The organism is Roseovarius sp. ZX-A-9, assembly GCF_028369135.1.
Classification (GTDB): Bacteria; Pseudomonadota; Alphaproteobacteria; order Rhodobacterales; family Rhodobacteraceae; genus Roseovarius.
This window is the reverse complement of record NZ_JAPWHW010000036.1, coordinates 1-22,584: the sequence shown is the minus strand read 5'-3', so window position 1 is coordinate 22,584 and position 22,584 is coordinate 1. Positions and strand designations below refer to the sequence as shown.

Annotated in this window: 25 protein-coding genes and 4 pseudogenes; 22 read left to right on the top strand and 7 right to left on the bottom strand. The window is 59.1% G+C overall.

The features are described 5' to 3' along the window. Nucleotides 1-246 precede the first annotated feature (246 nt). Nucleotides 247-612, top strand: a complete 366-nt coding sequence (locus tag O3306_RS21285; protein WP_240910507.1) for a hypothetical protein — start codon at nt 247-249, stop codon at nt 610-612. 52 nt (nt 613-664) lie between these two features. Continuing rightward, a pseudogene (locus O3306_RS21280) lies at nt 665-849 on the top strand (IS630-like element ISSpo6 family transposase); the annotation flags it as partial. Nucleotides 850-861: 12 nt separating this feature from the next. Here O3306_RS21280 and O3306_RS21275 read toward each other — a convergent pair. Next, nucleotides 862-1,758, bottom strand: coding sequence for a LysR family transcriptional regulator (locus O3306_RS21275; protein WP_166195042.1), 897 nt, complete (start codon nt 1,756-1,758; stop codon nt 862-864). Between the two features lie 127 nt (nt 1,759-1,885). Between O3306_RS21275 and O3306_RS21270 the strand changes: the two genes are divergently transcribed. The 9 genes and pseudogenes from O3306_RS21270 (at nt 1,886) to wrbA (ending at nt 8,934) form a co-directional block, all read left to right on the top strand. Continuing rightward, on the top strand, nt 1,886-2,464 hold the full coding sequence (locus tag O3306_RS21270) for an NADPH-dependent F420 reductase (protein ID WP_272011228.1): 579 nt from the start codon (nt 1,886-1,888) through the stop codon (nt 2,462-2,464). 29 nt (nt 2,465-2,493) lie between these two features. Continuing rightward, nucleotides 2,494-2,937: a DoxX family protein gene (locus tag O3306_RS21265; RefSeq protein ID WP_272011226.1), complete on the top strand. Its 444-nt coding sequence runs from the start codon at nt 2,494-2,496 to the stop codon at nt 2,935-2,937. Between the two features lie 63 nt (nt 2,938-3,000). After that, on the top strand, nt 3,001-3,828 hold the full coding sequence (locus O3306_RS21260) for a VOC family protein (RefSeq protein ID WP_272011217.1): 828 nt from the start codon (nt 3,001-3,003) through the stop codon (nt 3,826-3,828). 39 nt (nt 3,829-3,867) lie between these two features. Then, nucleotides 3,868-4,839 carry a glutathione S-transferase family protein gene (locus O3306_RS21255; RefSeq protein ID WP_272011215.1) on the top strand — a complete coding sequence of 324 codons (972 nt, stop codon included), beginning with the start codon at nt 3,868-3,870 and terminating at the stop codon, nt 4,837-4,839. Between the two features lie 75 nt (nt 4,840-4,914). Beyond that, a pseudogene (locus O3306_RS21250) lies at nt 4,915-5,115 on the top strand (GNAT family N-acetyltransferase); the annotation flags it as partial. Nucleotides 5,116-5,132: 17 nt separating this feature from the next. Beyond that, nucleotides 5,133-5,939, top strand: a complete 807-nt coding sequence (locus tag O3306_RS21245; protein ID WP_272011213.1) for a LysR substrate-binding domain-containing protein — start codon at nt 5,133-5,135, stop codon at nt 5,937-5,939. A 337-nt stretch (nt 5,940-6,276) separates the two neighbouring features. Next, nucleotides 6,277-7,263: a glutathione S-transferase family protein gene (locus O3306_RS21240; RefSeq protein WP_272011209.1), complete on the top strand. Its 987-nt coding sequence runs from the start codon at nt 6,277-6,279 to the stop codon at nt 7,261-7,263. Nucleotides 7,264-7,384: 121 nt separating this feature from the next. Next, nucleotides 7,385-8,293 carry a pirin family protein gene (locus tag O3306_RS21235; protein WP_272011206.1) on the top strand — a complete coding sequence of 303 codons (909 nt, stop codon included), beginning with the start codon at nt 7,385-7,387 and terminating at the stop codon, nt 8,291-8,293. A gap of 47 nt (nt 8,294-8,340) precedes the next feature. Further along, complete coding sequence (gene wrbA, locus O3306_RS21230) at nt 8,341-8,934, top strand: NAD(P)H:quinone oxidoreductase (protein WP_272011205.1); 594 nt, start codon at nt 8,341-8,343, stop codon at nt 8,932-8,934. A gap of 335 nt (nt 8,935-9,269) precedes the next feature. On the opposite strand, the gene O3306_RS21225 is transcribed toward wrbA, so the two are convergent. The 4 genes and pseudogenes from O3306_RS21225 to O3306_RS21210 all read right to left on the bottom strand — a co-directional run bounded on the left by O3306_RS21225 (nt 9,270) and on the right by O3306_RS21210 (nt 10,808). Beyond that, a complete protein-coding gene (locus tag O3306_RS21225; protein ID WP_272011202.1) occupies nt 9,270-9,656 on the bottom strand; it encodes a hypothetical protein in 387 nt (128 codons plus the stop codon). Between the two features lie 61 nt (nt 9,657-9,717). Then, nucleotides 9,718-10,029 (bottom strand): type II toxin-antitoxin system RelE/ParE family toxin, encoded by a 312-nt coding sequence (locus O3306_RS21220; protein ID WP_272011200.1) that lies wholly within the window; start codon nt 10,027-10,029, stop codon nt 9,718-9,720. Further along, nucleotides 10,007-10,303 (bottom strand): type II toxin-antitoxin system ParD family antitoxin, encoded by a 297-nt coding sequence (locus O3306_RS21215; protein WP_334312369.1) that lies wholly within the window; start codon nt 10,301-10,303, stop codon nt 10,007-10,009. Before O3306_RS21215 ends, O3306_RS21220 begins: the two co-directional genes overlap by 23 nt. Before the next feature lie 107 nt (nt 10,304-10,410). Next, nucleotides 10,411-10,808, bottom strand: a pseudogene (locus tag O3306_RS21210) (single-stranded DNA-binding protein). Between the two features lie 431 nt (nt 10,809-11,239). On the opposite strand from O3306_RS21210, the gene O3306_RS21205 reads away from it, so the two are divergent. After that, a complete protein-coding gene (locus O3306_RS21205; protein ID WP_240910506.1) occupies nt 11,240-11,395 on the top strand; it encodes a hypothetical protein in 156 nt (51 codons plus the stop codon). 204 nt (nt 11,396-11,599) lie between these two features. Beyond that, on the top strand, nt 11,600-12,694 hold the full coding sequence (locus O3306_RS21200; RefSeq protein WP_272011198.1) for a Fic family protein: 1,095 nt from the start codon (nt 11,600-11,602) through the stop codon (nt 12,692-12,694). A gap of 147 nt (nt 12,695-12,841) precedes the next feature. Here O3306_RS21200 and O3306_RS21195 read toward each other — a convergent pair whose 3' ends face one another. Further along, the gene (locus O3306_RS21195; protein ID WP_185805163.1) at nt 12,842-13,006 is read right to left on the bottom strand and encodes a hypothetical protein; all 165 of its coding nucleotides are present in this window, start codon (nt 13,004-13,006) and stop codon (nt 12,842-12,844) included. A 547-nt stretch (nt 13,007-13,553) separates the two neighbouring features. On the opposite strand from O3306_RS21195, the gene O3306_RS21190 reads away from it, so the two are divergent. Next, nucleotides 13,554-13,967: a LysR substrate-binding domain-containing protein gene (locus O3306_RS21190; RefSeq protein WP_272011197.1), complete on the top strand. Its 414-nt coding sequence runs from the start codon at nt 13,554-13,556 to the stop codon at nt 13,965-13,967. 340 nt (nt 13,968-14,307) lie between these two features. Here O3306_RS21190 and O3306_RS21185 read toward each other — a convergent pair whose 3' ends face one another. Next, nucleotides 14,308-15,270, bottom strand: a complete 963-nt coding sequence (locus O3306_RS21185; protein WP_272011195.1) for a GlxA family transcriptional regulator — start codon at nt 15,268-15,270, stop codon at nt 14,308-14,310. A gap of 101 nt (nt 15,271-15,371) precedes the next feature. Between O3306_RS21185 and O3306_RS21180 the strand changes: the two genes are divergently transcribed. The 8 genes and pseudogenes from O3306_RS21180 to O3306_RS21145 all read left to right on the top strand — a co-directional run bounded on the left by O3306_RS21180 (nt 15,372) and on the right by O3306_RS21145 (nt 22,453). Then, nucleotides 15,372-15,914 carry a cysteine hydrolase family protein gene (locus tag O3306_RS21180; RefSeq protein ID WP_272011193.1) on the top strand — a complete coding sequence of 181 codons (543 nt, stop codon included), beginning with the start codon at nt 15,372-15,374 and terminating at the stop codon, nt 15,912-15,914. Nucleotides 15,915-15,935: 21 nt separating this feature from the next. Further along, on the top strand, nt 15,936-16,787 hold the full coding sequence (locus tag O3306_RS21175) for an MBL fold metallo-hydrolase (protein ID WP_272011192.1): 852 nt from the start codon (nt 15,936-15,938) through the stop codon (nt 16,785-16,787). A gap of 47 nt (nt 16,788-16,834) precedes the next feature. Continuing rightward, on the top strand, nt 16,835-19,723 hold the full coding sequence (locus O3306_RS21170; RefSeq protein WP_272011190.1) for a Tn3 family transposase: 2,889 nt from the start codon (nt 16,835-16,837) through the stop codon (nt 19,721-19,723). Between the two features lie 8 nt (nt 19,724-19,731). Then, nucleotides 19,732-20,349 (top strand): plasmid pRiA4b ORF-3 family protein, encoded by a 618-nt coding sequence (locus tag O3306_RS21165; RefSeq protein WP_272011189.1) that lies wholly within the window; start codon nt 19,732-19,734, stop codon nt 20,347-20,349. A 120-nt stretch (nt 20,350-20,469) separates the two neighbouring features. Further along, nucleotides 20,470-21,027, top strand: coding sequence for a recombinase family protein (locus tag O3306_RS21160; RefSeq protein ID WP_272011184.1), 558 nt, complete (start codon nt 20,470-20,472; stop codon nt 21,025-21,027). After that, nucleotides 21,024-21,503, top strand: coding sequence for a hypothetical protein (locus O3306_RS21155; protein WP_272011182.1), 480 nt, complete (start codon nt 21,024-21,026; stop codon nt 21,501-21,503). Before O3306_RS21160 ends, O3306_RS21155 begins: the two co-directional genes overlap by 4 nt. Before the next feature lie 65 nt (nt 21,504-21,568). Next, nucleotides 21,569-21,676: pseudogene (locus O3306_RS21150) on the top strand (IS5 family transposase); the annotation flags it as partial. Between the two features lie 93 nt (nt 21,677-21,769). Further along, entirely contained in the window at nt 21,770-22,453 is a 684-nt protein-coding gene (locus O3306_RS21145) for an IS6 family transposase (RefSeq protein ID WP_272011179.1), read from the top strand. Nucleotides 22,454-22,584 lie beyond the last annotated feature (131 nt).

Below are 22,584 nucleotides of genomic sequence, written 5' to 3'. Positions count from 1 at the left end.
CAGCGCCGGGCCTGCTCAGCACAAGGGGGGCAATATTGGACGCCGATAAGGGGTCAAAGTTCAATGCCGATTGACACATCCTGGCCTTGTTCGCAGGCGGCAACGAGGCAGGCGGAAGACCGCCGTTTCTGCCGCATTATGGCCTGGTGATGTTCGTTATGCCTGACTTCTGTTGCGCTCAGCACTATCTATCCGGCAACACTTGAAGCGGAGCGAGCTATGAGATTTTCTCGAACACTGGCCGTAATGGCGATTGCAGCCGTATCGATGGCCGCCGTGCCTGCATCGGCAGACCCTGGGCACGGCAAGGGCAAGGCGCGCGGCGATCACCCCAACGGATTTGCAGGACATTGCCCGCCGGGACTTGCAAAAAAGAACCCGCCCTGTGTGCCGCCGGGGCAGGCACGCAAGTCCTATGATCACTACGGCTCTAGAATCGGGGATGTCCTTCGCATCGGTGACTACGTGGTTATCCGCGATCCCCGTAGGCTAAATCTAGAACCGCGTGACGATTGGCGCTATTATCGAGAGGGCAACCGGGCCTATCGGGTTGATCGTGACACCAGAAAGATCCTGTCCGTCATCAACCTTATCGATGCCTTCACAAACTGAGCCGTCGGCGTTGATGATCGGCTCTAACCCAGTTTTGATGCAGATTGACAATCTGCCGCCGTACTCACCCTACTTGAACCCAATCGAAATGGCGCTCTCGAAACTCAAGGCGCACTTGCGACGGACAGGGGCCAGAACATTCGACCAGATTTTCGACGCATTCGCGGAGTCTGCGATCTGTTCACACCGCCTGAATGCTGGAATTACTTCTGCGAAGCAGGAAATGGATCAAGTTAAAGGCTCGATGCTCTAGAGGGTCGTGGTAGACCGAATATCCTCGGCGGCGAAGTCGATCAGTGCGCGGATCTTGCGGGGCAAGGCCCGGCCCTCGAGATAGGCCGCGCTGACAGGACCGCTGTCGCCTCCGAACTCCTCCAGCAAGGGGACCAACGATCCGGTCTCGATGGCGTTGCTCAGGGCGAAGCGCGGAATGTTGGCGATCCCAAGGCCGCCGATGGCCAGATCCATGGCCGCGCGCGCGGAGTTGACCTGGAACCGCCCGTGGATCTGAACATTTGTCTCGACCCCGTTCCTGACGAAGATCCATCTGTGCGGAACCCGCCGGTTGGTGTCCACTATACAGGTATGGTCAGCCAGTTCCTCGGGTGAGCCGGGCTTTCCGTGTGCTCGGACATAGTCCGGGCTGGCCACCAGAAGGCTGCTGAAGGTGCCAAGCCTGAGCGTCTTGAGTGACAGCATGTCGGACCGGCCGATGCGAAAAGCCAGGTCGAAGCCGTCGCTGGCCAGATCGACATAGCGGTCATCGAGCCGCAAATCGAGTGTAAGATCCGGGTTTTGTCGGGCAAACCGTGCCAACATCCCCGTTACATAGACTTCGCCGAAGGTTACAGGAGCCGAGATGCGAATGACGCCGGTCAGGCCGCGCGATCCTTCGGCAACGCTGCCGAGCAGCTCATCTAGATCATCGAGCAGCGCCGGCGCCCGCGCAATCAGGTCCTCACCCGCCGGTGTCAGCCCCACCTTGCGGGTTGTCCGCTGAAGCAGGCGGGAACCGAGGCGTTGCTCGAGCGCAGCCACATATTTGGAAGTCAGCCGGTTCGACACGCCCAGTTGATGGGCGGCCGCGGTGAACGAGCCCGTCTGCGCGGTGGCCACGAAGGCCCGGAGTTCATCGACGATATCCATGGCAAATTACTTAGTACATTTTGTGGATAGTCATTCTCCATAGTCGCCATTTCATTGCCTAAAGGCAAGGCGTATCTTCCTGACAGATCAAACAGCGCCTGAAGGCGCGCACTGAAAGGAACAAGTCATGAAAATCGCAATCATTGGTAACGGCAATGTCGGATCCGGTCTGGCAAATATCCTGAGCAAAACACAACATGAAGTAGGGACCTTTGGTCGCGCCGACGATGTGGCAAAGGCCGTGACTGAGGCCAATATCGTTATCTTCGCGACACCCTATGGGGCAGCTGCCGAAATCGCCGACCAGGCAGACTTCACCGGCAAGATCGTCATCGATGTGTCCAACCCCGTCACCGAGGATTTCTCGGCCCTGCAACTCGGTACCACCACGTCGGCCGCCGAGGCGATCGCTGCGCTCGTTCCGGGAGCGTTCGTCGTGAAGGCATTCAACACGATCTTCGCCCAGCACTATGCGGGGGATCTCAAGCTGGACGGTCAGCCGTTGCAGACTTTTATCGCCGCCGACGACGAGACGGCGCGCGAAACTGTGAAAACGCTGGCCGCAGAGGCCGGGTTCGAGCCGGTCGATGCCGGCTCCCTGTCCACCGCCCGTCAGCTTGAGCCGCTTGGCTTCCTGAATATCCAGTTCGGCTATGTGCTCGGAAAAGGCACCGAGATCGCGCCGCGCTGGCAGTTTTCCGCCTGACCCAACCTCCCGAACAAAGGAAAAAGACAATGTCCAACGCAAACCATCATAACCCGCCTCAATCACCGCTGATCCCCGGCGTGGCGAATGCCGATCTGGCAGCCACAATCCTGCGCGTTGCGCTGGGAATCCTGTTCATCGCCCATGGCTGGCTGAAACTCGTGATCTTCACGCCGGCGGGAACGACCGCCTTCTTCGAAAGCCTCGGCTTTCCCGGAACACTCGCCTATCTCGTAATGGCCGCCGAGCTTGCCGGTGGCGTGGCGCTGATCCTCGGCGTCTGGACCCGCTGGGTGTCGCTCGCGCTGGTGCCGGTCCTGCTCGGCTCGATCTACGCGCCGCATGGCGCGGCCGGTTTCTTCTTCTCGAATGAAGGCGGCGGCTGGGAATATCCCGCATTCTGGGCGATCACACTGGTCGTGCAAGCTCTGCTGGGCGACGGCGCCTATGCGCTCAAGCGCAGCCGGAACTGATCCGATCCGCCTTCATGGTGCGGGGCAAGCAGCCCCGCCCCCATTCCCCAAAGGAGTATCACGATGGCCAATCCAATCGAAAAATTCGACATGAATGCCGCACCGATCCGCATCGATACCGTTCGGCTCAGGGTGCGGGATCTGGATGCCGTTTCGTCCTTCTACCGTGACGTTCTGGGGCTGGTGCCGCTGGCAGAAGCCGGAAGCAGCGTGACACTGGGCACCGAAGAAACGCCGCTGCTGCATCTTGATGGCGACCCGTCGTTTCGTCCGCGCGATCCCAGGCAGGCGGGGCTGTTTCACACCGCCTTCCTGCTGCCGTCGCGCGGCGATCTGGCCCGATGGCTCGGCCATGTCACCGAAAGGGACACGCGGCTGCAGGGGGCGTCGGATCACATCGTCAGCGAAGCGATCTACCTGGCCGATCCCGAAGGCAATGGGATTGAGGTTTATGTCGACCGACCACCAAGCCAGTGGCGCGATCGCGCGGGCGAGATCCGCATGGCAACGGACCCGCTGGACCTCAAAGATCTGATGCGCGCGGGGCAAGGCCGGACATGGGCCGGTTTCCCGAAAGGCGGCATCATCGGCCACGTTCATTTGCAGGTCGGCGACACGAAAGAGGCGGATCGCTTCTATCACGACACGCTCGGCCTCGACATCGCCGCGACCTATCCCGGCGCGAGTTTCTACGGCAGCGGCGGTTATCACCACCAGCTGGCCGGCAACATCTGGAACAGCCGCAGTGCCGGGACGCGGGACGCGTCCGAGGCGGGGCTGAGCGAAATCACCCTCGGCGTCGATCCGACAGCGCGTCAGGCGATCACGCAGCGCCTTGGCGGCGATCGCTTTTCCGATCCCTGGGGCACCGCCTTCGCGCTGGCGCTGTAAGGTGCTTTGCGAACCTGATAGTAATAAAGGAGACAAGACATGCTTGTGAATGGAAAATGGGTCGAGAACTGGCAGCCTGTCCAGAAGGCCGATGAACAGGGGCGTTTCGTGCGCCAGGTTTCGGAGTTCCGGAACTGGATCACAACCGACGGGCGTCCCGGCCCCACGGGCGAGGGTGGTTTCGAGGCCGAGGCCGGGCGGTACCGGCTCTATGTCGCGCTGATCTGCCCCTGGGCCTCGCGCACCCTGATCGCACGGCGCCTCAAGGGGCTTGCGGATTTGATCCCGGTCACGGTGGTCAACCCGACGCTGACCGATCAGGGCTGGCGGTTCGGCGGCTATCCGGGCGCGGATGAGGACCCGCTATACGCGTCGAAATACATGCATGAACTCTATACCCGTGCCGATCCCCATGTCTCGGGCCGCGCTACCGTGCCGGTGCTGTGGGACATGAAGCGCGGCGTCATGGTGAACAACGAAAGCGCCGATATCGTGCGCATGTTCGATACCGCCTTCGACGCGATCGCCCCATCCGATCTGCGTCTCTATCCCGCCGATTTGGCCGAAGAGATCGACGTGCTGAACAGGCAGGTTTACGAAAGCCTCAATAACGGGGTCTACAAGGCCGGATTCGCCTCCAGCCAGGAGGCCTATGACGAAGCCGTCTCGGGGGTGTTCGCGATGCTTGACCAGCTCGAGACGCGCCTCGGTGACGGCCGCCCGTATCTGTGCGGCGACACGCTGACCGAAACCGATATTCGTGCGTTCGTGACGCTCATCCGGTTCGACGCGGCCTATCACGGACTATTCAAGACCAACTGCCGGCAAATCGCGGATTACCCGCATCTTTCGGCGCATATGGAGCGTGTGCTGCGGTTGCCGGGCGTCGCGGAGACGGTCAATATGGATCACATCACGCGCGGCTACTATTCAATCAAGGCGCTGAATCCGACGGGCATCCGGCCGACCGGCCCGGCGCATATCCGGCGGTTGCTTGACACTGTCGCGTAGGGGAAAACCGTGTTCGGCCGGCGGGTGCGAACCTTCGTCGGTCATGCCAAACTACCGACAGCAGAAAGGCAGATCATGTCCAGACCGATTCCGCAGGTGCAGCCCATTGAACGCGAGGAGCACCCGAGCAAAGGCCGCTATGTCTTCCGACTGGGCGGCGACGAAGCAGAAATGACATATTCGCGCGCGGGTGAAAGCATGATAATCATTGATCACACGGAGGTTCCCGATGCGATGCGCGGCCGCTTGGTCGGGCAGACCCTGGTGCGGCGTGCAGTCGAGGAGTCAACGAGTTGGAAGACGAGCTTGGCGCCCAACTTCTCGTGCGGACAACGCGCAAGGTCTCGACCACCGTGGCCGGGCGGCTCTATCTGGAGCGAATGCAAACGCTTCTGGCCGACCTGGACCGGGCGGATGAATTGATCAATCAGCAACACGCCACGCTATCGGGCGAGCTGCGCCTGTCGGCGCCTGTCTCGTTCGGCCAGAGATTCCTTCCTCGGGTGCTCGCCGGGTTCCGCGAAAGCTATCCCGAGGTTCTGCTCAAGATTCACCTGACCGACCGTTTCATCGATATCATCGAAGAGGGGTTCGACATGGCATTGCGTATCTCTGGGCCGCCGGAAGATGTCTCGACCATCTGGCGAAAAATCATGCCCATCCGCCGCTCGATCGTCGCCAGCCCCGGCTATCTCCGGACCGCTCCGCCGCTTGAGCAGCCCGAAGATTTGAGCGAACACGCCATTCTTGGCTACAGCCACTTCCCCGGCGGACAGAGCTGGAAACTGACGCACGGCACGTCCGGTGAGGTCCGCTCGGCAACGGTCCGTCATGGCTTTGAAAGCAACAGCGGCGAATTGATCGTCGCGTCAGCCCTCGGTAACGGGGGCGTGTCAATGCTGCCGGATTTCCTTGTCCGTGATGAACTGGCCGCAGGCACGCTCCGCCGGATTTTGAAGGACTGGACGCCACCCGAGATCTGGCTGACGGCCTTCTATCCCCCATACGAAATGCTCCCCGCGAAAGTCGAAGCTTTCACGGGGTTCATCGAGGAACAGGTTCGTGCCTTCCCTGACAGGAGCGGTCAGGGGGTGGTGTAGAACTTGCCGCCGCCGGCTTTTCGATGCGATGAGCCGTGGCAAAACTGCTCGACGCATGTCTATCGTTTCCATGTCACCGGCGGTGCCTTCGTAACCGCCAATTCTGCCCCGGCCGGGCACGATAAAGATGAGGGGTGGAAATACGCGCCCGGCTGCCGGGTGATTGCGCTATAGTTGCGTTATTTGCCGCAACAATTGCGATGATTTGGGCCGAAATTCGGAGAGCGAAAGCGCATTGTTGCACTGAGCGTGCCAGTAAGTTGCGCAGAGGCCAACTTGTCTCAGCCTCCCGTTTCACCCACATGCCAAGCAACAGAACGCATCGGAGGAAATGACAATGGGCCTGCTCATCGACGGCAAATGGGAAGACCGCTGGTACGACACCGGCAAGAGTCGCGGGAAATTCGAGCGCGAGGATGCGCGTTTCCGCAACTGGATTACGCCCGACGGCCGCCCCGGCCCAAGCGGCGAGGGCGGGTTCGAGGCAGAGGCAGGTCGGTATCACCTCTATGTGTCGCTGGCTTGCCCCTGGGCACATCGCACGGTGATCTTCCGCAAGCTCAAGGGACTCGAAGACCTGATCGGTCTGACGGTCGTGCATCCGCACATGCTCGAGAGTGGCTGGGAGTTCGACCCCGCCGACCCCGATCCGATCGGGGATCACAAATTCCTGCATCAAGTCTACACCAGCGTCGTGCCCGACATGACCGGCCGGGTGACGGTGCCTCTGCTGTGGGACCGAAAACGGCAGACCATCGTGAGCAACGAGAGCTCGGAGATCATCCGCATGTTCAACAGCGCGTTCGACCACATCACGGGCAACAGGCTGGATTTCTACGCCGAAGAATTGCGCTCGGAAATCGATGCCATGAACGGCTTCGTTTACCCGCGTATCAACAACGGCGTCTATCGCGCCGGTTTCGCCACCACGCAGCAGGCCTACGAAGAAGCCTTCGACCAGGTGTTCGATGCGCTCGGGACACTCGAAGCCCGGCTGGGCCGCTCACGCTACCTTCTGGGTGACCGCGTGACCGAGGCCGACTGGCGCCTGTTCACCACACTGGTCCGGTTCGATGCGGTCTATCACGGTCACTTCAAGACGAACCTGCACCGGATCGAGGATTACCCGAACCTCTCGAACTACGTCCGCGACCTTTATCAGGTGCCGGGTGTCGCCGAGACCGTGAGCCTTCGGCACATCAAACAACATTACTATGTGAGCCAGCGCACCATCAATCCGACGCAGATCGTTCCGAAGGGTAGCGAGCCGGATTTTTTGCGCGCGCATGACCGCGATCACGTCACCCTGCGCGCGGCCGGCTGACGGCACCTACTTGCGCGGCATTGGGATCTGCGCGTTATCGCACAGCCGATGTCACATCCTCGCCAATAGCGATTTCGCCTCCAAGGCTCATCTTGGATGCATAAGGACAAAGGAGCCTCTCATGACGTTCAGACCGGTCGCAGCCACCAGCAAGGCACAACCCGCAATAGAGGGGGCAGGCGTGCATCTGCAACGCGTGTTCGGTTTCGACGATCCATCGTTGACCGATCCGTTTCTGATGATGGACGATTTTCGCAACGATGACCCACGGCTTTATTCCAAAGGATTTCCCTGGCATCCGCATCGCGGGATCGAAACGATCACCTATGTTCTGGACGGTCAGGTCGAACATGCCGATTCGCTTGGGAACCGCGGCCTGCTCGGTCCGGGCAGCGTTCAGTGGATGACCGCGGGATCGGGCATCGTGCATCAGGAAATGCCTGCGGGCAACGCCAAGGGCCAGATGCACGGCTTCCAGCTCTGGGCCAACCTGCCCTCGTCGCTCAAGATGACGGCGCCGCGCTACCAGGACATTACCGCCGGCGACATCCCCGTCGAGGGCGACGATGACGCCACGGTGGTCAAGGTGATCACTGGCTCGTTCTGGGGCAAGACCGGCCCGGTCGACGGGATCGCGGCGAACCCGATGCTGCTCGATGTCTCAGTGCCCGCCGGTCGGCGCAAGGTGCTTCCGGTGGACACGCGGGCCAATGCGCTGGCCTATGTCTTTGCCGGTTCCGGCACGTTCCGCGATGCCAGCGATCCTGTCGGCATCAAGGTCGAAAAGGAATATCGCGGGACCGAGCTGAACATCCGCGACATGACCGGAAACCGCACGCTGGTCCGTTTCGGATCCGGCGACGAGATCACGGTTCAGGCAGGCGACGAAGGCATCCGTTTCCTGCTGATGACCGGCAGACCGATTCAGGAACCTGTCGCCTGGCATGGCCCCATCGTGATGAACACCCAAGAAGAACTACGCCAGGCACTCCTCGAACTGAACAACGGCACCTTCCTAAAGCAAGCGTGAGGATGCCGCTCGATATGCAAAACCAACCAACTGAAAAGGAAAAGACTATGGCACAGCCCAAGATCGCAATTATCTTCTACTCGACCTACGGAACCAACCATGCCGTCGCTTTGGCGGCGGCAGAGGCCGCCCGCAATGCAGGCGCGGATGTCCGCCTTCGCCGCGTTCCCGAGACCGCCCCGAAAGAGGTTGTCGAAACCCAGGACGCCTGGAAAGCGCAGCTGGACAAGATGGGCGATACCCCCGAAGCGACGGCCGACGACATGGAATGGGCCGACGGCTATTTCTTCTCGACACCGACCCGTTTCGGCGTGGCCGCCAGCCAGATTCGCGCCTTCATTGATACGCTGGGAGGACTGTGGGGTGCCGGCAAGCTGGCCAACAAGACCTTCACGGCCACGACGAGCGCCCAGAATCCGCATGGTGGTCAGGAAGCGACCATACTCAGCCTGTACACCACTGCAATGCATTGGGGCGCCATCATTGTCGCGCCGGGCTTTACTGATCAGTCGATCTATGACGCTGGCGGTAATCCTTACGGCTTCTCGACCAACGCCAATGGCTTTGACGATGTCGGCAAGGCGGCAGTGACCCATCAGGCCAAGCGCCTGGTGGAGATGACCGCAAAGATTACCGGCTGATCGGAACGGATGATCGCGGGCGATATCGGGGCGCAAACCAGAGCGCCCTACCGCCCGCGAAACCGGTCATATGCTGTATGCATATCAGTTCGTGGGACAAGAAGGCTGCTGCTGCGAAGCCCTTAATGTCGTTTTGCACAAATAAGTAAGTTCAGCAGTTTTTTACCTTTCGGCAGGATCAACTGCAACCGGTCGGGTCTGTCGCGCGCCGCCTCGATCGGATATCGGCGGTCTGCACCACCCGGCTGCGGCTACGCTCTCAAACGCAGGCCGAGGTCGAAGCACCGCATGTCGGCAAGCAGCCCGGCACAGGTACAGGGACACCGGGTGCTGGTCTAATTGTTGGGTCTAGACTTCAAGCTGGCCATCGCATCAAGGAAGGCCTGATCCAGCACCGGATCGTCCCATTTACCAGCGACAGCCATCCAGCGATCCAGATCCTCACGGAAACCCGGATCGTCACTCTTCATGTGAAACGTGAACAGACGGTTGACGATGTCCCGCATCAGGCTTGCCATCTGGCCGTCGTCGATATGGGCGGCTTTGGGCCAAGGTATTTCGCGGCCCTCGGCATCGATCACGAGGACATCGGAATAGTCCCCCGTCCTGGTTATCGGCACCGTGCCTGCGTGCAGGTCTTCGAGGTGTGTATTCCGGATGCAGATCATCGCCATGATCTTCGCAAGGTTGGCCGCGATGCGGTCTTCGTCTGCGGGTTTCATGGGCAAATCCTCATATGATAGCGAAACATTGACCGCTGGCTTGTCTGGCACCAGGCCAGGATCATTCGTTGAGATAAGCCGTCCAGTTTTGCCGCGCATGCACAATACGCAGCACCTCCAGCCAGCTGTCTTCGATCCGATAGAGGATGAGATGGGACCCTGAGCGGTACACCCGCACGGGCGGGCGAATTTCGAGCCGTTCGCGCGCGATTTGCGGGTGTCGGACCAGCAGGGACATATCGCTGGCAATCGCGCGGATATAGATTTCGGCCCGGCCAACAGACCAGATACGTACGGTGTAATCCCAGATCGCGTCCAGATCGCTTAATGCTGCGGGAGTTAGCCGGTATTCAGTGACCGTTCGTTTCGGCATTCTGATCTCGCTTGCGGGCAAGGAATGCCTCGACATCCAAATGCCTCGCGGGACCACTGGCGATGCCCTCATCGACGAGCTGCTGCAGCTCCGCAATGGCCTGATGGCGGTCCTGATCCCGGCGGATCAGATCACGCACGTAATCACTGGCGTTGCTATAACGCCCATCCTTGGTTTGCGTCTCGACCCAGGTCTTCATCGGATCGGGTAAAGAGACATTCATCGTGGCCATGGTCTTGATCTCCTTTTTGATGAAGATGGCATAGATTGCCAAAGTTTGTCAATAGGTGCGCCAGCGCCACCAGACTGGACCTAACCGTTTACGGCGCGCATTGTACCCGGCGGGCTGTCCCTCCGGGCCGAAGGGGGAGACACCGTTCTTCAGAACGGGATCTCGTCGTCGCGGTCGACCAGCTCGGGGTCTTGACCCTCGGTCGACTTCGGGGGGCTAAGGAAGTTTCGGCGATGATCTCGCAGCCGTAGCGGTCAATGCCCATGCTATCGATCCACTTGCTGTAGTGGATACGGCCGTGGGCGAGGACCTTCATGCCCTTTTCGCAATGCTCCGTGACCGTCTTGCCGAGACCGTTGAAGCAGGTGATGCGGTGCCATTCCGTGTCCATGACCCGGTAGCCGTTGTCGTCGCGCATCACGCGACCTTCCGAGAGGCGGGGGCGCGAGGTGGCAAGGCTGAAGTTGATGATCTGGGAGCCGCCCTGGGTGGTGCGGGCTTCGGGGTTCTGACCAATGTTGCCGGCGAGGATGACGATGCTCTGCATGGGTAAGCTCCTGTGTTTCCTGTCTTCGGGACCGTCCCTTCGACAAGACCCGAAAAAGCCCGTCGGGTGACACGTGCACGGTGGACGGCACGGACGCCGGAAACCCCCAAAGGACCGGGGTAGAGCGGGCAGGACGCCACAGGCGGCCAACACGGCCCGGACTGACGCGGGGTTGCGCGCAGGAGACCGAACCGGATTAGGGGATTGTCAGTCGAAGTAAGGACCCAGAAGACAGAAAGGCACGGGGAGCCCATGCCAGACCCTGTCATCTTGCCAGTCGGACTTATCTGAACCTAATCCCTGCACCTCTCTGGCGGCGACGAAAATGACGATCATCGACTCGCGCCCTTCTGCCCCTGCCTTCCGGAAGTTTCGGGCCTATGCTGCAACGGGCTATCAATATCGGAACATTCAGGACACGGACCGCACCAATGGCTGATTTCGATCTCGAGGCCCTGTCGCTCAGCGAGCTGAAGAAAATGCAGAAGGATGTCGAAGGCGGCTTCCACCTATCAAGATCGACAAAAGGCGGTAGCCTGCGCCGGAACTGGGCTACTCTCTTGCCGAACTTGTCGGCTCCAAGGTGAAAACCACCCTTGTGCAATCCGCTGCGAAATCCTCACCACCTAAGAACCCTACAGCTCATCCGGTCTATCCGTGGGCGTGACCCGAAGTGGTTCGTTGACGCATTCAAGGCGGGCACAGACCCAAGTTAAGAAAACAGCTTTTTACTGACATGACACGAAGATCATGTTAGCAAAGCGACACTTTCTTAACACGAGGCAGGGAACATGTTAAAGCCGACCTATATCATCCCCACCCTGCCCCCGACGGCGGAAATCGAAACTATTCCTGTGCTCAAAGCGCTCGCTCGCGCTAGCCGTGCGCTTGCGGACCTGAAGGGGCAGGCAAAGACCATCCCAAATCAGGGCATTTTGATCGATACCCTCGCACTCCAGGAAGCTAAGGCCTCCTCCGAAGTCGAAAACATCGTCACGACGCAAGATGAGCTGTTTCAGGCGGACATCTTCCCCGACGATCCGCAATCCCCTGCGGCCAAAGAGGTCGCCCTTTATCGCGATGCTCTCCGGCTTGGCTATGCACGGTTGGGTGAAACCGGCGGTTTGATCCCCAACTCAGCGATCATCGACATGTTTCGTCTGCTGAAAGGGCGTAGTGATGGGTTTCGAGTAACACCGGGAACCGCCCTAAAGAACGAGAAGACCGAAGAGATCGTCTTTGTGCCGCCTCAGGATGCGCGCGAGATCGTCACCCACATGACCGCGTTGGAACGGTTTATCAACGATGACGGTCTCAGCGACCTTGATCCGCTGATCAAGATGGCGCTCATCCACCACCAATTCGAAAGCATCCACCCCTTTCCAGACGGAAACGGGCGAATCGGCCGCATTCTGAATGTCCTCTACCTTACCCGCACCGGGTTGCTCGACATCCCCATGCTGTACCTGTCGCGTTTCATTACTCGCAACAAGGCGGACTACTATCAGCACCTGCAAGACGTGCGAGATACCGGAAACTGGGAGAACTGGGTCATCTACATGCTCGAGGCCGTTGCAGAGACCTCTGCGACGACCTTCGAGATTGTTACCGGTATCCGGCAGCAAATGGCGGACGTCAAGCATCGGCTGCGGTATGAGTTGCCCAAGATCTACAGCCAGGAACTGCTGAACAATCTCTTCCGCCACCCTTACACGCGGATCGAATACCTGCAGAAGGATCTGGATGTCAGCAGACAAACCGCTGCGAAGTATCTCGACACCTTGGCGGACCGGGGCTTTGTGGAAAAGCACCGGTCTGGGAAGAATAACTACTTCATCAACGTCGCCTTGGTGAAACTCTTCCTAGACGTCTCGGGCGGCCCGTAGGACTCTGACTAGCCTGACAATTCGAGGAAGGTGACGATCTGCCGGCCTGCATCGGCACTCTCTCTCGTTCAGCTGCGGCGACTGGCAGGCGTAGAACTCAGGTCGGCGCCCTTGCGCCGAACCTGAACCTTGGCGGAAACCGTGGGCCTAAGCCCACGGGTCAACCTCAACCAGTACCTGAACTTCGTCGCCGTCGATTTCATCGGCAGGGACGGCGCCGAAGATTCCATCCCCAACTTGGAAGACGACGATCGAAACCATGAGCGTGGCGGCGAGGGAGGCGGCGAAGGCGTGTGCATCTTTGCGGGACATCTGTTTGGCTCCCGTCTTGGAGGCGGGGGACCATCCCTCGCGCGACAGGACCCCGCAGGCCTGAAGACTGGCTGACATCACCGGGTGCGTTCGGCGGCACGGACTTGCCCGTAGCGTCAGATGTCAGACAAAACCGACTTTTGTGTAACTGCACTGACCCAGATCACCGGTGCAGAACTCAGACCGATCACTCGTGCTCCACGCGGCGAAGGTCGGCAACGAGCCCGAAGCGGAAGAACTCCCCTTGTCCTGAGTGCCGCGGTCTCAGGGCTGTGGCCATAGTGGAAGGTGATCCAGTCCTTCCCACGGTGCCAACTGCTCCAATACTCAATCAGCACGGCAGTCATAACCTTTGCCACCGCGGGCAGGATGATCCGGAGCAGGCACTAATCCGAGTACGACGGCGAACCGACTGCCGATTACCTGCAGAACCGCCTCAGTCGTCTGAAAGGATGATGGCATCAACGAGGGCGATCGTAAGGTCGGCACCCAATATGGAGACCCAGTGCGACCCTCATTCGCATTATAGCAGATCAGATCGCGCCTGGTGCTCGTTGCAAGCCCCGAGCTTTTACGCGATGTGGACGGCACCATCACTCTTGAGCGTCTGACCGAGTTGCCGACGCTGTCGATGGACGAGGAGGGCGACAAAGTCACGTGGGAGCTTGTCGGTCCGGACGGCGAGACGCGAAGCCTGTCACACCGACCGCAACTTTTGTGCGCAAGTTCCGACGTGTTGCGGAAATCAGCGCTTGAGGGGCTGGGCGTGGCGTTGCTACCTGAGCATGTCGGCCGAAATGAGATAGGCACGGGGCGCCTCATGCATCTGTTGCCCGATTGGCATTCTCCTTTTGGAACAGTTCATGCCGTGTTCTCATCCCCAAAAGGACTCGTGCCCGCCGTCCGGGCCTTTATCGATCACCTCGCAGCCGAGGTGTCCATTCGGTCGGGCCCTTCCTGACGGGCCCGGTCTGCCAACCGATCAGCCCTGACGGAGGCGTCAGGAATGACCGCGATGGTCGGTCCGGACAAACGGATGCATACATAGCGCCGATCTAGCGCTCGCAGCGAACGGCAGGAAGGTCCGCTCTGCCGCCATGCATGGCTTCAAAAACAATGTTTGCTGTCCCGTTCGAACATCTGCCAGATTGAGATATTGACCAGCTCAACAAAATCAGCGACTTGCAAGGTCAGAAGCCAAGGGGGTTCAATTGGGACGGTCTTGACAGATCGCTTGGAGTGTCATTTCGCCCCGTCCAGCAAACGACCCCTTGCGGTAGGCTTCTCTACTCCAAATGCACTCATGCATGAAAGCGCTGCCGGTATTCGCCCGGGGTCAGGCCCACGTACCTATGAAAGATCTTCCGGAAAGCACCGGCATCGGAATAGCCGACTTCCCAAGAAATGCGCTCGACCGGCAGGCGACCGAATTGCAGCAGTTCCTGCGCTTTCGCGACCCGGAGGCGTTGCGCATATTCGGTCGTGGTCAGGCCGGTCGCTTTCTGGAAGCGGCGCAGCAAAGTGCGCTCTTCCAGCCCTGCTTCCTCTGCTAGCGTCGCGAGCCGCGCATCCCGCCCCTCGTTGGCCTGCAGGAAATGCTGCGCCTTGAGGACGGCCGCGTCACCATGGGTTAGGCGGGGCGCGAAGCCGCTGTAATAGCGCTGCTCACGCCCCGGCGGGTCTACGAGCATCATCCGGGCGGTCTGCGCCATGACGACGGGGCCGAGGAAGCGGTCGACCAGCTTCAGGCCGAGATCGGTCCACGACATCAGGCCACCTGCCGAGATGATGTCACCGCCGTCGATGATCAGGCGATCTGTATCCAGCGCCACATCGGGGAACCGCTCCCGGAAATCCTCGGCATAGGTCCAGTGCGTGGTGGCCCCTCGTCCGCTCAATAGTCCCGTCTCAGCCAACAGGAAGGCGCCCCCACAGACGGACGCCAGCATCGTCCCTTCACCATGACGTTCCCGCAACCAAGCCGCGAGCGGCGCTGCGACATCAGGCTGGATGGGGGCCTCGAGTGACGGAGGCAGAATCAGGACCTGACAGGGAGCGTTGTCATGGCCTGACGCTTCGGGATCACCAGCAGGCATCGGTGGTGCCGGCTCGCAGGCCTGAAGGGTTTGGACCCGCAACCGCGGGACGCCCTGATCCGACCGCTCTGCTATCCGCCCGGCGATGAGAAACAGGTCCGTCAGCCCAAGGGCGGCAGAGAGTTGCGCGCCGGGGTAGAGGACGATGCCAATCCTTAAATCCTCCATATGTCGATATCTCCCCTCTTTATGTCGATTACGCCAATGGTGAGGAATGTGGGCATACGCCAGATTGAGGTCAAGAAGCCCAGTCCCAGAAAGGTAAGACCATGTCCAAACGTGCAATCATCGCAGTTGATCTGCAAAATGAATACTGGCCGAACGGTAACCTGCCGCTCGAAGGCATTGATGCCGCCGCCGCCAATGCGGCGCGCGTCATCGTTCATGGCCGCGAAGCCGGGGACCTTGTCGTGAATGTGCGCCACGAGATGCCGGGTGGACCGGTCTTCGTCCCCGGATCGGAGGGGGCCGAGATCAACAAAGTTGTCGCGCCCGGCGAGGGCGAGCCGGTCATTACCAAGAACTTTCCCAATTCGTTCCGCGACACTGGCCTGAAGGGCCTGCTTGACGAGAAGGGGGTCGAGGAAGTGGTCGTGATCGGTGCCATGAGCCACATGTGCGTGGACGCGACTGTCCGGGCCGCCAACGACTTCGGCTACAAGACCGTGACCATCCACGATGCCTGCGCCACGCGCGACCTAGAGTTCAATGGCGCGACCGTTCCGGCGGCGCATGTCCATGCGGCACTGATGGCGGCATTCGCATTCGCCTACGGCGAGGTTGTTGCCACCGACGACTTCATCAAGCGCTGAACCGGCGAGAGGAGAGATCTCATGACCACGCGCCGACAAATGCTCGCCATGTCCGCCTCCGCCATCGTCGGAAGCGCTGTCTCTGCATCAGCCCAGGGAAATGACGTCAGCTCCGAAAGCAGGAGCAAGATCACCCAGATCCGCAATGCCACCTTGCGGATCGACTACGGCGGCGTCCGCTTTCTCGTCGATCCGATGCTGGCGGATCGTCACAGTTTCCCGGGGTTCCCGGGGACCGCGAACAGCGAGCAGCACAATCCGATGGTGCATCTACCACTGCCGATTGCCGACATCGTCGACGTCGATGCCGTGATCGTCACCCATCTGCACGAAGACCACTGGGACCAGGCGGCGCGAGACGCGCTGCCCAAGGATCTGCCGGTCTTCGCCCAGAACGACGCCGATGCCGAAGTTATCCGTGGTCAAGGCTTTACCGATGTCCGCGTGCTGTCCGAGAACTCCGAGTTCGATGGTGTGCGTCTGATCAAGACGGCGGGCCGGCATGGAACGCAGGCACATTACGAGGTAATGGCAGAGCTTCTGGGCGACGTCTGCGGCGTGGTGTTCAACCATCCCGAAGAGAAGACCATCTATCTTGCCGGGGACACGATCTGGAACGAGAACGTCGACGCTGTCCTGTCTGCGCACGCACCTGAAATCGCGATCCTGAACGCGGGCTACGCGATGGTCCAGGGCATTGACGGAGGCATCATCATGGGAACCGAGGATGTCCTGCGCGTTCACCAGGCCGCGCCCGAGGCTCGACTGATCGCTTCGCACATGGAAGCGATCAATCATTGCGTCCTTAGGCCCAGATGGCCCGAAGCTGCATATTTGGGCTTTTGGAAGAACGTACGGGGAACAAAAGGCTGATTGACGGCTTGTTCTGATACTGGATGATGCTTGCGTCTGGAGGGGTTATGACAGAGCAAACATTTGCCTCAATATGGGGGCTTTCGTATTCGGATTTTGAATTTCTGAACCGGTTTGGGGCGAAGTCCCAGGTCATGGTCGCGTGCCAACTCCTCTACTTTCGCCTGCATGGCCGTTTTCTGGTTGGGCATAGTGATCTTGATCCTGATGTTATCGCGTACGTTGCGGATCAGATTGGGGTGGTAGACGATCTGACCTACTCTTTTTCCAGTGACACTGCGCGGCGGCAACGCACTGGCATTCTTAATTTCCTTGGGTTTCGCCGAGCTTCTGATCAAGATCGGGCCAAACTCCAGGCATGGATGATTGATCATCTCGGCGGGCGTGATCTGAACTTGGCGGATTGGGTTGAGCGCGGCTATACACGGGCCATTCAAATGGGCGTGTTTGTTCCTTCTGAGAAGATTATGGAGCGCCTTGTACGTGCGGCCCGTCGGGATTTCCGCGAAGGTTATCTGATAAGGGCTGCATCGCGATTGTCGGCAGAGACGGTTACGCAGTTGGAATGTGCGCTGTCTGACCCCCTGGCTATAACGGGGTTTCAGCGGCTGAAAGACGATGTAGGTGCTGCAACGCTGGACAGCGTACTACTGGCGGCGCAAAAGGTGTCCTTTGTCGAGGCGCTCGATCTACCATTGGATCTTCTTGGTGATGTCGAACGCGGTTGGGTGATGCGCATTGCACGTCAGGTGGAAGGCGAAACCGCCTCGGAAATGCGCCGCCATACGCCGGAGCGACGATTGGGCCTACTGGCGGTTTATCTGATGCACCGTCTATCGCAGCTGATCGATGGCCTCATCGACCTGCTCTTGGAGGTGGTGCATCGCTTGGGGACACGGTCGCGCCGTAAGGTTATCCAGGGCATTGCGGCAGATATAGGTGCGGTCCACGGCAAGGAGCGCCTCCTCGTCGAGATTGCCATGGCGGCCTTGGATCATCCCGAGGGTCGAATTGAAGACGTTATCTTCCCTATTGCGGGCGCGGCCAAGCTGCGCGCAGTCATCGATGAGCATCGTGCCAAGGGCACCCTGGACACGCGCATCCAACAAACAATGCGCAGCTCCTACGCCAGCCACTACCGCCGTATGCTTCCCCCTTTGCTGACCGCGTTGAAATTTCGGTCGAACAACACGATGTGGCGCCCCATACTGACCGCTTTGGATCAAATTGTCCGGTTTGCGGCGGCAGGCCGCCGGGTGGTTCCAGAAGATAGCATCCCTTCTGGGCTCATCCCCGCAAAATGGCGCAATGCAGTCATGGGTGAGAGTGGCCGGGTTAATGTCATCGCCCTTGAACTCTGTGTGCTGACGCAGCTTCGAGAACGCATTCGCGCCAAGGAGATCTGGGTTGATGGCGCAGATCGCTACTGCAATCCGGATGATGACCTACCTGGAGATTTTGCGGAACGGCGAGATGCCTACTACGCGGATCTGAGACTGCCGCAGGACTCCAAGAGCTTCGTAGAACGCGTGAAGGCTGACCTGGAGCAGGAACTTTTCCTGCTGAATTCGACCCTGCCCGACAATGATAAGGTGCGTCTGAGGTGGGGTGGCGAGAACCGTATTTCGGTTACGCCGCTGACACCGGCTCCGGAACCGCCCGGCCTGGCTGCGCTGAAAGCAGAAGTTGCCCGTGCCTGGCCAATGACGGGCCTACTCGATGTGCTGAAAGAAACGGCGCTTGATACCGGTTTCCTGAACAGCTTTCAGACGTCGGCCAGCAGGGAGGCATTGCCTCCGGCCCTTCGGGATCAACGATTGCTGCTCTGCCTCTATGGGCTGGGCACCAATGCGGGCCTGAAACGTGTGGCGGCCGGTTCGCTGGAAGTCAGCTATGATGAGCTCTTGCATATTCGGAGGCGATACATTGACCCTGCCTCTTTGAAGGCGGCCTGTGCGCAGGTTGCCAACGCTACCCTCGCGATCCGCAATCCAGAGATCTGGGGCACACCCGGGACAACCTGTGCAGGGGATTCCACCAAGTTCGGAGCCTGGGATCGCAACCTCATGACCGAGCGGCACGCGCGTTATGGCGGGCGTGGCGTCATGATCTACTGGCATGTCGAGCGGCAGGCGACCTGTGTGTATTCTCAACTGAAGCGGTGCTCATCTTCCGAAGTGGCGGCCATGATCGAAGGCGTGTTGCGCCACTGCACGGACATGGAAATCCAGAGGCAGTATGTCGACAGCCATGGCCAAAGCGCGGTTGGCTTTGCCTTCTGCCACCTTCTGGGCTTCGAGCTTGCACCGCGCCTCAAGGCCATCGCGCGACAGAAACTGGCCCTTCCGAGTACGGGTATGCGGGCGCAACTGCCCAATCTTTTGCCAATCCTGTCAGGCGTCGTTGATTGGGATGAGATCGAGCGTCAGTATGACGAAATGGTCAAATATGCTGCGGCCATGCAACATGGGACTGCTGATCCTGAGGTTATCCTGCGCCGGTTCGCCCGTTCCGACGTGATGCACCCCACCTACAAGGCGCTGGCGGAGCTTGGCCGCGCCATCAAGACGATTTTTCTATGCCGGTATCTGCGCTCAGAGGCGTTCCGCCAGGAAATCCACGAAGGGCTGAACGTCGTGGAGAACTGGAACAGCGCAAACAGCTTTGTGTTCTTCGGCAAGGGCGGTGAGATCGCCACCAACCGTGTGCGAGATCAGGAAACCGCTGCCCATGCGCTACACCTGCTGCAATCCTCTCTGGTCTACATGAATACGCGGATGGTGCAATCCGTCTTGCGCAACCCCGACGTGGTCGCGCGTCTGTCCCCTGAGGATTATCGCGGCCTCTCCCCGCTCATCTACCTCCACATCAACACGTATGGCCGGTTCGAGGTCGATCTGGAAAAGCGGATCGATTTTGAACCCATGGCCGCATAGAGGCACTCATGGCGAAGAAAGAACCCCAGGTCCTGCGTTTGAAAATCACCCTTGCGCATGTCGACCCCGCACCGTGGCGTGAAATCGAGATCCGGTCGGACAAGACCCTACCCCATCTGCACGACGCCATTCAGGCCGCCTTCCTGTGGTACGATTCGCACCTCTGGGACTTCGAGATTGGCGACCGCAAATACCAGACGAAAAGCGAGGAGTTCTGGATCGAGCCTATGTTTGGGCCGCCGGTCATGGAAGTCACGACCAAGAAGCTCGACTTCTTCCTGAACGCCAAGGTCCCGCCAGTGATTTACACTTACGATTTCGGTGATGATTGGGAACACAGGGTTGAGCTGGTCTCAATGCGCCCAATCGAACCAAATGAGCGATTGCCGCGATTTGTCGACGGTCAGTGGGCGACGCCCCCTGAAGATATTGGAGGCCCACCAATGTATGAGGTGTTCAAGGAGGCGCGTCATGACGCAAACCACACAGAACACGAGTGGGCGAAAGAGGCCGGATACGTTGATTGGGATCACGACGAGATCCACTCCGATGTCATCACCGAGCAATTTTCGAAATTGCAGATACAGAAAACGCGAAGGACATCTCGGTGGGTTATGGGAAGATGAAGGGTCATTATGGGTATACCCGTAGCGTCGGTGTGCATGAACATTGAAACATGCCGCTTTCCTGTTCACTTTAGGTCGTTTTCCAGTTAATGAACACAACATGTCAGGGGCACACTCAAAATGAACACATATCAGGCCAAAATCGGATATGCGCGCACCTCAACCACAGACCAGAACCTTGATGCGCAGATTGCCGCCTTGAAAGCTGCCGGGTGCGGCATGGTTCGCACCGAGCAGAAGAGCGGTGCCAGTCTTGAGGGGCGGCCCGAGCTTAAAACTGTCCTCGACTTCATTCATCCGGGCGAAACCCTGGTGGTGACCCGCATCGACCGGCTGGCACGCAGCCTCAGTGACTTGCAGACCATCGTCACCCAGCTGAAATCCAAAGGCGCGCATCTGGCCGCAACAGAGCAGCCGGTGGACACATCAAACGCCACGGGAAAGGCCTTCTTTGACATGCTCGGTGTTTTTGCTGAGTTCGAGACAAACCTGCGGCGTGAGCGGCAGGCCGAGGGCATTGCCGCTGCCAAGCAACGTGGCGTGTATCGGGGGCGCCTCCCGAAAATCGATATGGCCACCATTCAGGCGAAGCTGTCAGAGGGCATGTCGCCTACGGAAATTGCACGCGACATGGGAATATCACGGGGCACTGTTTATAAAGCAAAGGCTTTGATGTGAAAAAGAACAAGACAAAGCAGCGATCGCCAGTGGCCAAGCCGCCGACCCCAACAAACACAAAAGTACCGCCGCCGCGCAACCTTACGCCCCCACTGTGTGAGAAACTGCGCCGGGACATGATGCAAGCGTGTCTCAAGGTGGCGGAGGCGCACGGGTTGACGGTTGAAGGTGGCGAGCTGAGCGACATCGATCTGCGTCATGGCTTCGACATTAGTTTCCGCGTCGGCATTCCAATGGAGGACGGCGCGATCTATTCGCCAGACAAAGCGCTCTTCGAAGTCCTTGCTCCACATTTTGGCCTTGAGCCATCTGACTATGACCGGACCTTCAAGTCACGCGGAGACCTCTACCGGATTGTGGCAATCAATCCCAATAGACCAAAGTATCCGATTAGCACTGAGCGGGTCTCCGATGGGCGCAGGTTCAAGATGCCAGCCGAAAATGTGGTGATGTATCTACAGAATTCAGACGCATAAACGTTCATGAACTGTTCCCGAAGAAGCCCAAATATGCAGCTTCGGGCCAGCTAGGCCGTTCTGGGATGCCTTTCAAATTCAACGGATCGCGGCGGGATAAGTTTGCGAAGGCAAAGTACCGTGTGACAAACTGGGCCGAATACAACGAGGCGCTTCGTCAACGCGGGGATGTAAGGTAGTGTCGCAAACTTTCAGAGTGCCGTTGCGTTTGATTTCAGCCTGGTCCAATTGGCGCGCTTTCAGAAACCGGTTTCAGGAATGAGAAGTTGATCAGTTTCAAAGGCGCGCAGTATCCGAAATCCGTGATCCTATATGCCGTGTATTTCTACGTTCGCTTTCCCGTTTCGTATCGCGATCTCGAAGAGATCATGGCCGAACGTGGAGTCAATTTGGATCATGCAACGCTCAATCGTTGGGTCGAGAAATACGCGGACGCGATTGCCGAAGAAGCCCATCGCCGGAAGTCACCGACTGGCAGCTCGTGGCGGGTGGACGAAACTTATGTGAAGGTCAAAGGCCAGTGGACCTATCTGTACCGCGCGATCGACAAGAAGGGGAAAACACTTGATTTCATGCTGTCTGAGCGCCGTGACGAGGCCGCAGCGACCGCGTTCTTCGTGAAAGCGATCGGCAATAACGGCTGGCCTGACAAGGTTGTCATCGACAAGAGCGGATCGAATACGGTCGGTCTGTTCAACATGAATTGCCTGCTCGTGATGTGTGGCTGGTGTTGGTTGATCACTGTCCGGCGAACGAAATATCTCAACAATATCATTGAACAGGACCACCGTTTTATCAAGAAACTTACTCGGTCGATTCAGACCTTCAAATCGCTGAATTCAGCGTCTGCTACTCTTGCCGGGATCGAAGTCGCGCACATGATCCGGAAAGGTCAGTTTGACCAGTCAGAGAGATCTGGCTTCGCGCAGTTCGCAGCGCTCGCAGGATAGGTGTGTCCGCTAGCCAAGCTACCTTCGCTTGGGCGGAAACTTTGCGACACTACCCGTTTGAGCAGGGCCAGGGACTGTGTTTTCGAACGGTTCAGCAGTCGCGTGCGCTCCTTGATCAGCGCCATGCGGGC